Below are 15,856 nucleotides of genomic sequence, written 5' to 3' on the forward strand. Positions count from 1 at the left end.
CCAATGAGCAAGTTTAACGAGCTAGTCACCAAACTAAGAGAAGTTTTTCAGATTGATCGTCCCGAACTGGATTTTGGTGTTTATCGCATCCTGAATGCGCGTGCCGATGAGATCAATGAATATCTGGAAAAACGCCTTAAAGAAAAAGTTGAGCAGGCGCTTGCATCCGGTAATGCTGCCAACATTGACCAGATCAAAGACGATTTGAAAAAGGCTGAACAGGCCGCAGCTGATGCAGGATTTGACCCAGCAGAGTCACCCAAGGTTAAAGAGCTCAAGGCCAAAATTACCCAGGCCAGCAGCGGCAACGCCGAACATGAAAACGCCGTATTCAGCCATTTGCTGACCTTCTTCTCCCGTTATTACGACAACGGTGATTTTATCAGCCAGCGTCGCTATAAAGGTGATACCTATGCCATTCCTTATGCCGGCGAAGAAGTCATGCTGCATTGGGCCAATAAAGACCAGTACTACATCAAAAGTGGCGAAAACTTTTCCAACTATTCCTTCAAGCTTGAAGACGGTCGTGTAGTGCACTTCCGCCTGGTGGCCGCCGATACCGCCAAAGACAACCGCAAAGACAACGACAAAGAGCGCCGCTTTGTATTGGCAGAACACAAAATCATTAACCGCATCGACGACGAAGGCGATGAGTATGAGGACGAAATTCTGCCGGTAGAGGAAATTTCTAAAACCGATGCCGAAGGCAACGAAACAAAAGAGCTGATTATCCGCTTCGAATACAAAACTATGCCCAAGGGCAGCAAGCAGGATAAGTTAGTCGAAGCGGCTGTAAATGCTGTGCTAGCCGATGGTGCTGTCGCCAGCCGTTGGCTGGACTTAAGCAAGCGTGAACCGACGGAAAAGAACCCCAAGCGCACACTGCTTGAAAAGCACTTAACCAACTACACAACTAAAAATACCGCCGACTATTTTATCCATAAAAACCTCGGCAAGTTCCTGCGTGGCGAGCTGGATTTTTATATTAAAAACGAAGTGATGCACCTGGATGATGTGCAGAACGCCGAAGCCTTTCGTGATATTGAAAAAAATCTGCGCATGATTCAGTGCTTGCGCAGTATTGCGCTGGATTTAATTAAGTTCCTGGCGCAGCTGGAGGACTTTCAGAAGAAGCTATGGACGAAGAAGAAGTTTGTTGTTAGCAGTCACTACTGCATAACTCTAGACCATATATTTTCAATGACTGATCAAGTTAACAATGCAATCCAACAAGAAAAAGTCAGAGAAATTCAAGATTATTTGATTTCTGAAATATTGAACAATAATGAACAGTGGAAGGCTTGGCGCAATTTAGGGATTTATGATGATCAACCAGAAAGGACCGTCGAATATATTAGAGATAATAAATATTTATCTGTCGACACCTCCTTATATAGCGAGCGCTTTAATAACATTCTTCTTAAATGCTTAGACGAAATTGATAATAGTACAAATGGAATAATCGTAAACTCCGATAATTATCAAGGATTGCGATTTCTAGAAAATAGATACTGTTCAAATATCGATAGCATATATATTGATCCGCCATACAATAGTGCCGCCTCAGAAATTCTTTACAAAAATGAGTATAAGCACTCATCTTGGTTGTCGTTGATGGCGTCTAGATATCAAGTTTCTCTCAATCTTCTGTCAGAGCAAGGAATAATTAGCACCGCAATTGATGATGTAGAATTTCACCGATTGGAAGGATTAAATAATCAAGTATTTGGTGAGGTCAATCATCTTGGTAATTTGGCAATAATGCATAATCCAAAAGGAAGAGATCAGAAATATATTGCTTCCTCGCATGAATACACAATGATGTTCGCTAAGAATAAATCCAATGCGAAAACGAATAGGCTTAAGCTTTCTGATTCAAAGGTAACTGACAAATATCCAAAGGTGGACGCTGGTGGTTCTAGTTATAGGGAACTACCATTGCGTCGCAGAGGGTCGTCACCTGCACGAGAAGATCGTCCATTTATGTATTTTCCATTCCTATACAACGAAAGCAATGGTGATATATCTGTAATACCATTTGAAGAATATGAGCTTATTTATAGAAATAGAAAATTCGATGATGAATATGTCGATCAGCTAAAAATAAAATATGAAGCATTAGGCTTGATATTTATATTGCCTGTTAGAGACGATGATTCACTAGGTCGATGGCGCTGGGGCTATCAACGATGTGCAGAACATATTTCTAAAGAAGTTTTCTTTGTTCGAGGAAGGGACAAACCTACAATCTACGTTAAGGACTTTGCAGATAGTTCATACTTAGCTAAATCGTTATGGTTTGATAACAGATATGATGCTTCTACTAAAGGTACTAATTTATTAAAGGATATAATTCCCAATAATGTTTTTGACTACCCTAAAAGCATTTTTGCAGTAGAAGATGTTGTTTATATGACCTCCGGAACAGAAAGTTTTATATTAGATTTCTTTGGGGGGTCTGGCACTACGGCGCATGCTGTTATTAATCTGAACAGAAAATATTCATCAAATAGAAAGTATATGATTGTTGAGATGGGGGAACATTGTGATACCGTCATAAAGCCTAGGGTTCAAAAAATTGCTTTTTCATCGGATTGGAAAAAGGGTCGTCCAGCTACAAAAAATTCTGGGCAATCTAATATAGTTAAAATAGTTAAGCTTGAAAGTTACGAAGATGCCCTTAACAATCTTGAGCTTAAAAAGCCAAAAGCCGACCTATTCGACAATAATCCCGAACTCAACGACGACTACCTGCTCAACTACATGCTCGACGTCGAAAGTCGTGGCTCACTACTCTCAACTGACGATTTCAAAAAGCCCTTTGACTACACCATGAAGATAGCTGTGGATTCAGCTGGCGCCTTTGAAGAGCAAAAAGTCGATTTGGTAGAAACCTTTAACTATTTGATCGGCTTAACGGTAAAGCATATTGATGCCCAGCCTGCGCGCGGATTTGTGACGGTAACTGGCACCCTGCCCAGTGGTGAAACCTGTTTGGTCTTATGGCGCGACTGCGAAAAAATCGATTATGAAGGCCTGAACGAGCTGTGCGATAAGCTGGCGCTAAACCCGGCGGATAATGAGTTTGATGTCGTCTACATCAATGGCGACCACAATATTCCCACGGTATTGACGCAAACAGCCGAAGAAGGCGGCGAAACGCGTGTATTGAAACTGCGCCAGATTGAACCTGAGTTTTTGGAACGTATGTTTGCCGAGGAGGATGCGTAATGCCACCTCGCATTAAAGCTAAAAAGCGCAGCTTTCACCAAGAGTTGGTACTTAACCGTTGGGTGATGCGCTTCTTTAAAGGGAATGCGCTTGCCGCACTCAAGTTGCGTTTAGGTGATGACCAACATGAGGGCATTGATGAAGATGGGCAAACCCTGTTCTTCCACGAGCTAACACGCAATCTGTTTGAAGTGGATTGGATTTCCGAGGCCGATTTACGCCGTTACGACCTGCATATCGTTGAGCACTGGCAGGTCATTACCAAACACCGCAACCAACTGGAAGGCCATGTGCTGAACATGAAGTACTTCCAGTATTTATCCTTATTGTTTACAGAAATCTATCTGGATTGGTACTTCACCAAGCCTCAAGCTTTATTAGACGGTTTAAATGAAGAACTGGCTAACTACAGCAAAGAACAAGGCGCAGAAACTTTCCAGCCCTATCTCGCCAGCGACTTGAATAAGATCGCATTTTGGAATGCGACAGGCAGCGGTAAAACCCTTCTGTTGCATGTAAATATCAAACAGTATTTACATTATTTCCAAGCTGGAAATGGCAGCTTGTACCCGGACAAGATCGTTCTGCTAACACCGAACGAAGGCTTATCTAAGCAGCATCTGGAGGAGTTAGAGCTTTCAGGTTTCAGTTTCAGTCGCTTCTTCGATAAGAACCGCACCAACACCTTTAAAGGCACCATCGAGATTATCGACATCAACAAGCTCGGTGACAGCATGGGCGATAAAACGGTTGCCGTTGAAGCCTTTGAAGGCAATAACCTGGTACTGGTGGATGAAGGGCATCGGGGTACCGGTACAGCCGCAGGCGCCTGGATGCAGCGTCGTGATGCCTTGGTGCGTGGCGGTTTTGCCTTTGAATACTCGGCGACTTTTGGTCAGGCGGTTGCCAAGGGTAATACCGTTGCTAAGGCCGAAGAAGAAATTCTGAAAAAGAAAGCGAAAACCCTGTTTGAGACAAGCGCGTTAAAGAAGCTGGATGACGCCCAACGAGCGCAGCTGGTATTGACACAAGCCGAGCAGCGCCAAGCGCGCGTGACTGCTACCCGCGAGATCTACGCGAAGTGCATTCTGTTTGACTATTCGTACAAATATTTTTACGACGATGGCTATGGCAAGGAATCACTCATTTTGAATATGAATGGTGAGGCCTACGAACAAGCCGATAATGCACAAAAGTATTTCACAGCCTGTTTATTGAGTTTTTACCAGCAAACCTGGCTTTGGCAGACCCATCAAGGCAAGTTGCATGACTTCAATATTGAAAAGCCTCTATGGGTGTTTGTGGGTAATACGGTGTCCGGCGAGGATTCCGACATTCTCGAAGTCGTGCAGTTTTTAAGTTTCTTCCTGAATGATGAGCAAACCATAAAAACTTGGCTTAAAGAGCTGGTCGATGACAAAGCCCAGTTGTTGGACGCAAAGGGCAACAATATCTTTCAGGGGCGTTTCAATCCCTTGATGAGCTTCAGCGATAACATCGATGGCCTGTACGCTGACATATTGCACAAACTGTTCAATGCCAATGCTCGGCAGCGTTTAAAGCTGGTGAATATTAAAAACAGCAAAGGCGAGTTGGCACTGCGTGTGGGCGACGCCGAACCGTTTGGCCTGATTTCGATTGGTGATGACAGTGGCTTTTATAAAACCGCAGAGGAACTGGATAGCTTCGACAGTGAAGCCGACGATTTTGGCGGTGCCCTGTTCGGCACACTGAACAACAAAGACAGCAAATTAAATGTACTGATTGGCTCTCGCAAGTTTACCGAAGGTTGGAGCAGCTGGCGTGTTTCCACCATGGGCTTGCTTAACATGGGGCAAGGGGAAGGTTCACAGATCATTCAGCTGTTTGGTCGTGGCGTGCGCCTTAAAGGCAAAGACTTCTCGTTAAAGCGTACAGAGCCAAATCAGCGCCCAAAAGGCCTGCACTTGGATAAGCTGGAAACCCTGAATATATTTGGAGTGCGCGCCAGTTATATGGCAGCGTTCAAAGATTATCTGAAGGAAGAAGGTATTACACCAAGTGATGAAATCATCGAACTGGACTTCCCGACACAACCAAATTTGCCAACCAAAAAGCTAAAGACATTGGCGCTAAAGGATGGCTACAAAGACAACCAAAAGTTGGGCTTTAAACGCACCCACTATCCTTGGCTGTATGAAATCCCGGCAGAGTTTGACGGCAAGATCAAAACGCCTCACATCGCGTTGGATTTGTACCCAAGACTAGAGGCGATCAGTACAACAGAAGGCAGTGCAGCACTGCAATTGAATGTGCGCCATGAAGGCAAACTCAATCAGGCATATTTTGCATTATTTGATTTTGACCGAATTTATCTGGCGCTGCAGGCATTCAAACAACAGCGTAGCTGGAGCAACTTGCGTTTAGACAAACAACGGTTGATGGATTTCTGCCAGGGGGACCAAAGCTGGTACAACCTGTATATGCCAAAGCCGGAGTTTGAAGCAAGAAGCTTTGCAGATATCAAACGCCTGGAAGATATTCTGATTCGCTTGCTGTGCGACTACACCGATCGTTTCTACAAAGCTCTAAAGACAGGCTATGAAGGCCAGTTTTACGAAGTGATTCCCATGCATGATGAGCACGGCTCCATGCTCAAGCTCTACCACTTCGAAATTGATGACAGCGATGATGGTCATGAATATTTGAAGAAACTGGAAGTGCTGAAAGCTCTGGTTGCTAAGGGAGACTTGGGGGAAGCCAGCAAATGGAATGCACCGCACATGGTCGCCATCAGCTTTGATCGGCATTTGTTCTATCCGTTGTTGTCTTTGGAAGATAAAGACGCGGTGCCATTAAAAATGCGCCCACTGGCGTTCGACGCGCCGAGTGAAGTGCAATTTGTAGAAGATTTGCAGGCATTTTATGATTCGCCTGCTGGCCGAGAGGCGATAGGTGCGCGTAGCCTGTATTTACTGCGTAATGCCGACTCAAAAAATAAAGGCATTGGTTTCGCCACTGCGGGTAATTTTTATCCCGATTTTCTACTTTGGTTGGTGGATGATGCAAGCGGTGAGCAATGGCTTTCCTTTGTTGATCCAAAAGGTTTAAAGCACATGGAACTGAATCATCCTAAATTGGGGCTTTATACCGAAATCAAAAAGATTGAGGCAGACTTAAGCAGGCAGGCTGTAGCTGGCGAGCCAGCGCTGACACTGAATGCGTTTGTGCTGTCACCAACAAAATATGCTGATTTGCTTAATGTTGGTGATAAGGTGAAAAAGCAAGAGCTGGAAGACAAGCATGTGCTGTTTATGGAAGATGGTGGGGGTACCTATCTGAAGAAGATGTTTGATCGGATTAAGTAATCAAAGCCAGTGTTGAGGAATCTCTATCTCAAATTGCTTTGCAGCATATTTGAGCATAGAGATTATCTCCGCATGCTTATTTTGATCGTAGGGGAGGCCGGCTTTTCTTGCATCCAGTAGTTGTTGCAACACGGGAAGGTTGAACATTCCTAATCGATAGAAGTTCCCCCATGATGGCTCGCCAAATAAGTTGTAGATAACTTCCGTGCTATCACGTTCGCTTGCAAGGCGTTTGCTTCCAGTGATTAATTGTGCGGCTTTTTCTGCTGATTCACGGTCTTCATATGTATTTAGTAACTTCATAGTTGTCTTTCATCGAGGCAGTCTGGCCTCATATTAACATTTTACCGATATATATGCTCAAGTGTTCCAAATGAGATAAAGAATGAATAACCCCTTTAAGCGTTGCTGATATCTCATCTGGATGTTCTGGTTGAATAACCCGGACACCTCAAGAAGAGATAAACTCTTCACCAACAGAGGTGCCAGTTATGAGTCAGAAACGCAGTTACAAGCAATACCCGCCAGAATTTAAAGAAGAAGCCGTTGCTCTCGTAACTGAGCAAGGGTACTCGGTTCCAGAAGCCGCTAAGTCCTTGGGGATTGCCACCAACTTGCTCTATCGGTGGAAAGAAAAACAGGAGCAGTCAGCCAGCGAATCGAGGCCAGCAGAAACTGAGCTAGAAGAGCTGAAACGCCTTCGCCAGGAAGTGAAGACTTTGAGAATGGAGAAAGAAATTTTAAAAAAGGCTTCCGCTTTCTTCGCGAAAGAAATGAAGTGAAATTTCACTTCATTGACCTGCACCGACAGAGCTACCCGGTACGCCTGCTCTGTCAAGTGATGAGCGTCGGTAAGTCGGCGTTCTACGCGTGGAAAGCCCGTCCAGCCAAAGTGATCACTGCGGAAGAGCTGCACCTGTACCGACGTGCCAAAGCCCTGTTCAAAGCCTCCAGAAACAGCCTTGGAAGCCGTGAATTAGTCAAAAAACTGAACGAGGAAGGCGTCAGGGTGACTCGTCATCGAGTACGAATGGTTATGCAGCAGCTGGGGCTGAAAGTCACGCAGCGCATGGCTTATAGAGTCACGACCAAGCGTAAACACAGCGACCGGGTAGCGGATAACCTGCTAAATCAGCAGTTCAACCCGGTGGGCATGAACCAGGTTTGGGCAGGAGACGTCACCTACCTGAAAACAGGCGAAGGCTGGATGTACCTGGCCATCGTCATGGATTTGTACTCGCGCAGAATCGTTGGCTGGGCCATCGACAAACGCATGACAACGAGCTTGATCAGCCGGGCCATGATCAAGGCTTACAACCTCCGCCAACCGCCGAAAGGCCTGGTATTCCACAGCGATAGAGGGTCTCAGTACACCAGTAAAGCCTTCGCAACACTGCTGAAGGGTTATGACATACGAGCCTCAATGGGGGACGTTGGCGCATGCTGGGATAATGCCGTTGTTGAACGCTTCTTTGGCAGTCTGAAACACGATTGGTTGTTCAAAGTGCATCAACCAACACGTACTCATATGAAGGAGGACGTAGCGGCTTACATGAAGTATTACAACCTGGATCGCTTGCACTCTACGAACGGTGATTTATCGCCTGTGGAGTACGAGAAATTAGCAAATTAATGTGTCCGGTTTTGTTGACCAGAACATTTGATGGGGGTTGTTGAAGTTGTTCTCTGAGAGCTAAAAGTTGCTTTTTCTCTTGCTCAAGCTCTGCGAGCCGAGCATCAATCTCGGCTGTGCTTTGAAATCCATCATTCTTAAGCATGCGCTTGAGGTGGTTTGATTAAGGATTCAGCAGGAATACCCAAACCTTCATGCAGCTTCCAGATCATTTTTAGCGTGAGCGAGCGTTTGTGATTGAGAATTTCATAGACTCGGTTGCTTTTACCAATCATGGGCTCGAGGTCTTTCACTGTTAAACCTTTACGTTCCATCTCGAACTTGATGGCTTCAACAGGGTCAGGAAGTTCCATAGGGAAATGCTTGGCCTCATAAGCTTCGATAAGCGTAACCATGACATCCAGCTTTTCGCCTTCTGGTGTGTCAGGGCCAGCCATCATCAGGCTTTCAATTTCTTTTAATGCCGCTCGGTAGTCGGCATCAGTTTTAATCGGTTTGATGTCCATAATGTTTCCTCCGGCAATTAAATAGTTTGTACATCAATTTTGTCGTATTGCGCATGGGTACCGATGAACCGGATATAGACCACGCGATAGGCATAGTTGATCCATACGACCAAACGGTACTTGTTACCCGCAATATTGAAAACCACTCGCCCATCTTTGAGGATACTGGCATTTCTGAAATCCTGCTTAACCTCGGCAGGAGCGCTCCAGTCAGCCGCTAAGGTATGTCGATACCAAGCAAGCGTAGGCTCTTTCGCATCCATGTACTCTGGGTTTTCTTCCCAGAAAGTTTTCAGTGTCGATAGGGCAATGATTCTCATAGAGTTAATGGTAGTCCCAGAATGGGACTTATTCAACTGAAATATACAGGAGAATCAATATGAATGAATATCAAGCGCTTATGACGCAAAGAGAGCTATGTAATCGTTGGCAGGTAAGCGAAGCGACACTGGAGCGCTGGCGTTCAGAGGGTATAGGCCCGATTTATGTAAAATTGGGTGGCCAAGTCAGGTACAGACGAGAGGATGTGCTGGAGTATTAGGCCAGTTGCTTAAGAAAGAGTACTTTTGAAGCTGTTTGATGGTGAGTTAGTACGCAACTTCCCGCATCAGCCCTAACTTCCTGATAGTAAAGCTGCGGGTTAATAAAAAGCCTTAATGGCTGTTGAGGGCTCATTAGGGCTATTTACAAGATGGTGGAGATGGGGGGATTGCACTCGGTACATCCATGTACCTCGCCCTTCGGGCTGCTTCGCAGTGTAAAACGGCTGTCCTGCCGTTTTGTGAACCCAACTGTGGCAGGTTCAGAATCCCGAACGTCGGCCAAATAAAAGCGCTGATGCGAGTTCGATGGGGGGATTGCACTCGGTACATCCATGTACCTCGCCCTTCGGGCTGCTTCGCAGTGTAAAACGGCAGTCCTGCCGTTTTGTGAACCCAACTGTGGCAGGTTCAGAATCCCGAACGTCGGCCAAATAAAAAGCCCCTGATGCGAGTTCGATGGGGGGATTGCACTCGGTACATCCATGTACCTCGCCCTTCGGGCTGCTTCGCAGTGTAAAACGGCTGTCCTGCCGTTTGTGAACCCAACTTTGGCAGGTTCAGAATCCCCGCTTCAGCAGGTAAAAGAAAAAGGCCCGGCGCTTTCGCGTCGGGCCTTTTTCTTTTATTTGGTGGAGATGGGGGGATTTGAACCCCCGTCCGCCAATCCTCCACTAGAGGATCTACATGCTTAGCCGTCTCTATTGGTTTAGTTCGTCACGGGCCGAGGGGCAGGCCGTTCGGAACGAGCTCGATTAAGTTTAACCGTTCAGCTACGAGCGAAGCATCCGGGCGAGCCTGTAAGACAGCGCCCTCGTCCCCTAGCTACAGGCACCTAGGTTCAGAGGTAAGCGGGCTTAAGCCGCTAGTGCGTAAGTTTCGTCGTTTGCGACTATTTAAATGTATAACGGGGATTTACGAGATCGCTATACCCTCTCGGCATGCACCCATAGCTTTGTAATCGACGTCGAATCCTGATCATCCCCGAATCCGGTCAACCACAAGTCTGTGGTGTTAGTCTGTATATGGTGCCCTGATTGTGGATTTCAAGGGCGACAGACTGCAGAAAGTGTATCACAGCGCCGGGCGTTAACGCACGGCATGTTTCATGACACGTTCTTTCTGTTTGGCCCAGTCGCGGTCGCGGGCGGTGTCACGCTTGTCGTGTGACTGTTTACCTTTGGCCAGGGCGACTTCGGCTTTTACGTATGGGCCTTTCCAGTACAGGGCGGTACATACGCAGGTGTAACCTTTGGCCTGAACTTTTTGCTGCAGGCGTTCCAGTTCGCGGCGATGCATCAGTAGCTTGCGCTCACGGCGCGGCTCGCAGATGGTGTGCGTGGAGGCTTCGGCCAGTGGTGTGATTAATGCACCATGCAGCCAGGCTTCGCCACGGTGGAATTCAACGAAGGAATCGACCAGCTGCACCTTACCGGCGCGCAGCGATTTCACTTCCCAGCCGGTCAGTGCCAGACCAGCCTCGATTTTGTCTTCAAGGAAGTAGTCGTGCCGCGCTTTTTTGTTTTGCGCGATGCTGCCGCTTGGGGCTTTGGATTTTTTCGATTTACTCATGGCGGCCAGTATAACTGAGCAATGGCGGAAAAGGCACTATCACGGCGGGCTGCGGCTTGAGTGGCGGGGTCAAATTGCAGACAATACCCGCAAACAAGAACAGGGCATTGTCATGACTGCGAAAAATCAGGGAATTCATGGGGTATGGAAGAACCGCTGGACCTTTATTCTGGCGGCTACCGGTTCCGCTGTAGGGCTGGGTAATATCTGGAAGTTTCCGTACATCACCGGTGAGAACGGTGGTGGTGCTTTTGTTCTGATGTATCTGGCCTGCATTCTGGTGGCGGGTATTCCGGTTATGATGGCCGAAGTTCTGCTGGGTCGCCGTGGTCGCATGAGTCCGATTCACACCATGGAGCATGAGACCAAAGAGCAGAAAGCGCCCGGGATCTTTGCCGGGCTGGGCTGGATGGGTGCGGTCGCAGGCTTCTTTATTCTGTCGTTCTACAGTGTGATTGCCGGCTGGACGCTGGCCTACATCGGCAAAATGGCGTCTGGTGAATTCACCCAGGCCACGGCGGATGTGGCGGAAGCATCGTTTTCTGCATTGCTGGCTGACCCGTGGATGTTACTTGGGCTGCATACCTTATTTATGGTGATGACGGGTGCTGTTATTGCCCGCGGTGTGAAGCATGGCCTGGAAGATGGTGTGCGTCTGCTGATGCCAGCGCTGTTTATTATGCTGCTGGTGCTGTTTGGCTATGCACTGACCACGCCGGGCTTTATGCAGGGCTTTAACTTCCTGTTCTCCTTCGATGCCAGCAAGCTCAACAGCGATAGCATTGTGGTTGCCCTGGGGCATTCGTTCTTTACCCTGAGTCTGGGGATGGGCGCGATGATGGCTTACGGTGCTTATATGCCGGGCAAAGCCTCGCTCACCAGTACGGTGGTAACAGTTGCTGTTCTCGATACTCTGGTGGCGTTGATTGCCGGCCTGATTATCTTCCCGATTGTATTTACCAATAATATGGAACCGGCCGCGGGTCCGGGCCTGATGTTCCAGACTCTGCCTATTGCTTTTGGAGCGTTACCGGCCGGTAGTCTGATTGGTACTGTGTTCTTTGTGCTGGTTGCCATTGCGGCATGGAGTTCAGCGATATCCATTGCCGAACCAGCGGTTGCCTGGGCGGTGGAGAAGGGCATTCCACGTGGTCGTGCGACCTTCCTGGTGTGCTTACTGGCCTGGTTGGTGGGTATCCTAACTGTGCTGTCGTTCAACGTGATGGGCGATGTGAAGTTCCTGAAGGGTACAGTGTTCGATAATCTGGACTTTCTGACCTCGAACATTATGATGCCGCTCGGCGGCGTAGCGATTGCAGTTTTCGTCGGCTGGTTTATGCGTCGTAAGGATGTGGCTGGCGAAGTGAAGATGAAAGACAAGCGCTTGTTCCGCGCCTGGCGCTTCACCTTGCGTTACATCTCGCCGCTGGCGATTCTGTATATTTTTATCAAAGGCTTGGGGTAAACCGGGCTGAGTAGTAGCTGATGACAACCATTACCCGTAGTGCGCTGGTGATGCATTCTGCTGAGCAGATGTTTGATCTGGTTAATGATGTACGCCGCTACCCTGAATTTTTGCAGGGCTGTAAGGCCACCGAGGTGCTGAATGAGGGCGACGATTTTATCGAAGCGACCCTCACCATCTCCAAGGCTGGTGTTAACCAGAGTTTCAGTACACACAACAATCTGGTGCGCCCGGAACGTATGGAAATGCGTCTGCTGGACGGACCATTTACCCGCTTTGAGGGTATCTGGCGCTTTCAGGCGTTGTCTGATGAAGCCTGTAAGGTCTCACTCGATATGGAATTCGAAATGGGCAACAAGCTGGCTGGCGCTGCCATGGGGGCAGTGTTCAAGCAGGTGGCAGGCATGATGGTGGATTCCTTTGTAAAGCGGGCGAAAGAGATTTATGGCTGACATGATTGAAGTAGAAGTAGCGTACGCATTGCCGGAAAAGCAGAAGATTCTTACCGTGGAAGTGGAGGAAGGCACCACCATGCTGGATGCGGTCAAAGCTTCCGGTATTGAGCAGGAGTTCCCCGAGCTGGATCTGGCGGAAGCCAAATTTGGTATTTTTGGTAAAGCGACCCGCACCCCGGAAACCGATGTGCTGCGCGCTGGTGATCGGGTGGAAATCTATCGCCCGTTAATCATCGACCCTAAGCAGGCGCGGGCTAATCGCGCGGCAAAGGCGGCCAGGTAAGCGTTTCTTAAGCCAATAAAAAAGCCAGCATGATGCTGGCTTTTTTGCGTTCTGGCGACTGCTCAGGATTCCGGGTTCACGACACTGTCGTTAGAGCGTTCTTCCTGTGGCACTGATGATGTGTCGTCTTCAGTCGCCTTGTCTGCTGGCAGGCTGCCAGTGTAGTGGCTGTAGTTCCCTGCAGCATCAAAGAACACGCTGATATGGTACTGCTCGACGATCTCGTCGCGTTTCTCCAGGGTGTAGATGTAATCCCAGCGGTTGCTGTCAAACGGAGTCTGAATCACCGGGTTTCCCATGACGTAGCGCACCTGGCGCTGGGTCATGCCGGGCTTTAGCTGAGACAGCATATCGGCCGTCACAATGTTGCCCTGTTGTACATTAAGCTTGTAGACGCCAGGGAATGAGCAGCCCGTCAGGGTTGCAAATCCGAGCAAAACAGTCAGAATCGACGCTCTTTTAATCAACTTTTTGGTCCTATACGTTGCGCTACAGCTTAGAGCGGCGATAATACCGATAATTCAAGTTACTGTGAAATCTTCGAGGAAGCCCATGTCCGATCAGAACCAGGAATTGCGTAAAGCTGGTCTTAAAGTAACACTGCCACGTGTCAAAATTCTGAGCATCCTGGAAACCAACTCTGAAGCGCACATGAGTGCGGAAGATGTTTACAAGTCTCTGATTGAGGCCGGTGAAGACGTTGGTCTGGCGACGGTTTACCGAGTTCTGACTCAGTTTGAGACCGCCGGTCTGGTGACTCGTCACAACTTTGATGGCGGCCATTCTGTGTTTGAACTGGCGCGTGGTGAGCACCACGATCACATGGTGGACGTGGATGACGGTACAGTGATTGAGTTCACTAACGAACAGATCGAAAAACTGCAGCACGACATCGCAGAGCAGCACGGTTTTGATCTGGTTGAGCACAGCCTGGTGCTGTACGTACGCAAGCGCAAGTAAGCGTTAGTGCAATGAAAAGGGCAGCCAAGCTGCCCTTTTTTGTGTCTGTCATTCAGGCTGGCGGATATATTCAGCGCACCAGTGACAGCATTTCCTGTGCATGGGCCAGGGTTTGCTGAGTAATATCCACACCGCCCAGCATACGAGCTATCTCTTCTGAGCGCTGTTTGTCGTTCAGCTGGCGCAGTTGCGTATGGGTGGCGCTGTCACCGCTGATTTTACTCACCTGGTAATGGTTATGGGCCTGAGCTGCGACCTGCGGCTGGTGCGTAACACACAGCACCTGGCTGTCTTTACCCAGGGTGCGTAGCAAACGACCAACCCGTTCGGCAGTACCGCCGCCGATACCAACGTCAACTTCATCGAAGATCAGGCTTGGCGTATCACACACTGCGGCAGTAACCACCTGAATGGCCAGACTGATGCGTGCCAGCTCCCCACCTGAAGCGACCTTCGCCAGCGGGCCTGCTGGCATACCTGGGTTGGTCTGTACGTAGAATCCAATGCGGTCGATACCATGACGGCTGGCTTTTGTGCTGTCGGTTTCAATCTGGGTAACGAAGCGCGCCCGGCCCAGAGCCAGTGCTTCAAAATGTTCTTCTACCTGAGTATCCATACGCGCTGCAGCCGCCTGACGTTGCTGGCTGAGGTTGCTGGCCACTGCCTGATATTCCTGTTCCAGTTGTACTGCTTGTTGTTGCAGCGCTTCCAGATCATCGTCGCTGAGGTTCAGCTCAGCCAGTGCAGCTTCCTGCTCTTTCCAGTAATCGGGCAGGGCGGATGGTGATATATGGTGTTTGCGAGCCATGCTGTAAAGATCACTCAGACGGCTTTCAACCTGCTGCAGTCGGTGTGGATTGATGTCTACCATGTCAAGGTAGCGCTGTAAGGAATGGCCTGCTTCTTCCAGCTGAATATGTGCCTGCTGCAGCAACTCGCGCGCTTCGTTCAGTAGTGGGTGCTGGTCGTCGATATTGTCCAGGCGCGTCATGGCCTGGTGTGTCAGCTGCATAGCAGCCAGTTCGCCGGAGTCGTCACCGCTGCTGGCGGCGAGTGCATACTGACCGTTAAGCAGCATGTTTTCGGCGTTAGCCAGACGTTTATGTTCAGCTTCCAGTTCATCCAGTTCGGTATCGCCGGGTGCCAGCTGACGCAGCTCTTCCACCTGATAGGTCAGCAGCTGGCGTTGGGCGGTAATTTCGGCACTTTCTTCCTGCAGGCGCGCCAGGCGACGGGCCGCCTGCTGCCATTCTTCCCATACCAGGCTGACTTCATCGGCCTGCAGTTGCAGGCCACCAAAGGCGTCAATCAGCTGGCGCGGGGTATCTTTCTGCAGCAGACGCTGATGGGCGTGCTGGGAGTGAATTTCAATCAGTAACTGGCCGATGTCACGCAGGTCGCTGGCAGAAGCCGGACGGCCGTTAATGTAGCCGCGCGAGCGGCCTTCGGCAGACACCACGCGGCGCAGGATAATGCCGTCGTGGTCGGCGGGAATATCACGCTGTTGTAACCACAGGCTGGCTCGTTCGTTACTGGTGAAGGTGGCGGCAATTTCGGCTTTGTCGGCGCCACGACGTATACATTCGGCATCAGCGCGATCACCCAGTGTCAGACCCAGAGCGTCCAGCATAATGGACTTACCAGCACCGGTCTCACCGGTGATGACGGACATTCCCTGGTGCAGCTCCAGCTCCAGGTGGTCGACGAGCGCAAACTGATGAATGGACAGATGTGCCAGCATTGGATACTCCATATCTGAATGTATATACAGTGTTTTTATATACAGTATCCGACTCTGTCAAGAGAATCTTGAAAAAAGCCCTTGAAACCCATGATAACGCCCCCAGATAGAGGCCAGTTGCAAT

General features: G+C 48.8%; 14 protein-coding genes and 1 other RNA gene. 8 read left to right on the forward strand and 7 right to left on the reverse strand.

The window, feature by feature from the left end; genetic code table 11:
* Positions 1-3: 3 nt before the first annotated feature.
* Positions 4-3,231 (forward strand): site-specific DNA-methyltransferase, encoded by a 3,228-nt coding sequence (locus I9W95_RS13120; protein ID WP_225675617.1) that lies wholly within the window; start codon positions 4-6, stop codon positions 3,229-3,231.
* Positions 3,231-6,578: a DEAD/DEAH box helicase family protein gene (locus tag I9W95_RS13125; RefSeq protein WP_225675619.1), complete on the forward strand. Its 3,348-nt coding sequence runs from the start codon at positions 3,231-3,233 to the stop codon at positions 6,576-6,578. The genes I9W95_RS13120 and I9W95_RS13125 overlap by 1 nt, the downstream gene beginning before the upstream one ends.
* On the opposite strand, the gene I9W95_RS13130 is transcribed toward I9W95_RS13125, so the two are convergent.
* Entirely contained in the window at positions 6,579-6,881 is a 303-nt protein-coding gene (locus I9W95_RS13130) for a hypothetical protein (RefSeq protein ID WP_225675621.1), read from the reverse strand.
* Between the two features lie 188 nt (positions 6,882-7,069).
* Here I9W95_RS13130 and I9W95_RS13135 point away from each other — a divergent pair.
* Positions 7,070-8,211 (forward strand): IS3 family transposase gene (locus I9W95_RS13135; RefSeq protein WP_225675623.1). Its coding sequence is split into 2 segments (ribosomal slippage): positions 7,070-7,331 and positions 7,331-8,211, totalling 1,143 coding nucleotides; the frame shifts between segments, so codons are not numbered across the junction.
* Positions 8,212-8,348: 137 nt separating this feature from the next.
* On the opposite strand, the gene I9W95_RS13140 is transcribed toward I9W95_RS13135, so the two are convergent.
* Both I9W95_RS13140 and I9W95_RS13145 read right to left on the reverse strand, forming a co-directional pair.
* The gene (locus I9W95_RS13140; protein ID WP_019606330.1) at positions 8,349-8,717 is read right to left on the reverse strand and encodes a helix-turn-helix domain-containing protein; all 369 of its coding nucleotides are present in this window, start codon (positions 8,715-8,717) and stop codon (positions 8,349-8,351) included.
* A gap of 17 nt (positions 8,718-8,734) precedes the next feature.
* Entirely contained in the window at positions 8,735-9,037 is a 303-nt protein-coding gene (locus tag I9W95_RS13145; RefSeq protein ID WP_225675624.1) for a type II toxin-antitoxin system HigB family toxin, read from the reverse strand.
* Between the two features lie 80 nt (positions 9,038-9,117).
* On the opposite strand from I9W95_RS13145, the gene I9W95_RS13150 reads away from it, so the two are divergent.
* Positions 9,118-9,258, forward strand: a complete 141-nt coding sequence (locus I9W95_RS13150; RefSeq protein WP_225675909.1) for a helix-turn-helix transcriptional regulator — start codon at positions 9,118-9,120, stop codon at positions 9,256-9,258.
* A gap of 628 nt (positions 9,259-9,886) precedes the next feature.
* Here the strand turns inward: I9W95_RS13150 and ssrA are convergent.
* Both ssrA and smpB read right to left on the reverse strand, forming a co-directional pair.
* Positions 9,887-10,242: a transfer-messenger RNA gene (ssrA, locus tag I9W95_RS13155) on the reverse strand.
* A gap of 103 nt (positions 10,243-10,345) precedes the next feature.
* Positions 10,346-10,828, reverse strand: a complete 483-nt coding sequence (smpB, locus tag I9W95_RS13160) for an SsrA-binding protein SmpB (RefSeq protein ID WP_225675626.1) — start codon at positions 10,826-10,828, stop codon at positions 10,346-10,348.
* 112 nt (positions 10,829-10,940) lie between these two features.
* Between smpB and I9W95_RS13165 the strand changes: the two genes are divergently transcribed.
* Genes I9W95_RS13165 through I9W95_RS13175 form a run of 3 tightly spaced genes read left to right on the forward strand, consistent with a single transcriptional unit; the run spans position 10,941 to position 13,031 of the window.
* Positions 10,941-12,293 (forward strand): sodium-dependent transporter, encoded by a 1,353-nt coding sequence (locus I9W95_RS13165; protein WP_225675628.1) that lies wholly within the window; start codon positions 10,941-10,943, stop codon positions 12,291-12,293.
* 20 nt (positions 12,294-12,313) lie between these two features.
* The gene (locus tag I9W95_RS13170; protein WP_225675630.1) at positions 12,314-12,745 is read left to right on the forward strand and encodes a type II toxin-antitoxin system RatA family toxin; all 432 of its coding nucleotides are present in this window, start codon (positions 12,314-12,316) and stop codon (positions 12,743-12,745) included.
* Positions 12,738-13,031 carry an RnfH family protein gene (locus I9W95_RS13175; RefSeq protein WP_225675632.1) on the forward strand — a complete coding sequence of 98 codons (294 nt, stop codon included), beginning with the start codon at positions 12,738-12,740 and terminating at the stop codon, positions 13,029-13,031. The genes I9W95_RS13170 and I9W95_RS13175 overlap by 8 nt, the downstream gene beginning before the upstream one ends.
* A gap of 62 nt (positions 13,032-13,093) precedes the next feature.
* Here I9W95_RS13175 and I9W95_RS13180 read toward each other — a convergent pair whose 3' ends face one another.
* Positions 13,094-13,498, reverse strand: coding sequence for an outer membrane protein assembly factor BamE (locus I9W95_RS13180; RefSeq protein ID WP_225675634.1), 405 nt, complete (start codon positions 13,496-13,498; stop codon positions 13,094-13,096).
* Between the two features lie 85 nt (positions 13,499-13,583).
* On the opposite strand from I9W95_RS13180, the gene fur reads away from it, so the two are divergent.
* Complete coding sequence (gene fur, locus I9W95_RS13185; RefSeq protein WP_225675636.1) at positions 13,584-13,991, forward strand: ferric iron uptake transcriptional regulator; 408 nt, start codon at positions 13,584-13,586, stop codon at positions 13,989-13,991.
* A 70-nt stretch (positions 13,992-14,061) separates the two neighbouring features.
* Here the strand turns inward: fur and recN are convergent, their stop codons facing one another.
* Positions 14,062-15,732, reverse strand: coding sequence for a DNA repair protein RecN (recN, locus tag I9W95_RS13190; RefSeq protein ID WP_225675638.1), 1,671 nt, complete (start codon positions 15,730-15,732; stop codon positions 14,062-14,064).
* Positions 15,733-15,856 lie beyond the last annotated feature (124 nt).

This window comes from Thalassolituus marinus (assembly GCF_020320395.1).
Lineage (GTDB): Bacteria > Pseudomonadota > Gammaproteobacteria > Pseudomonadales > Oceanobacteraceae > Venatoribacter > Venatoribacter marinus.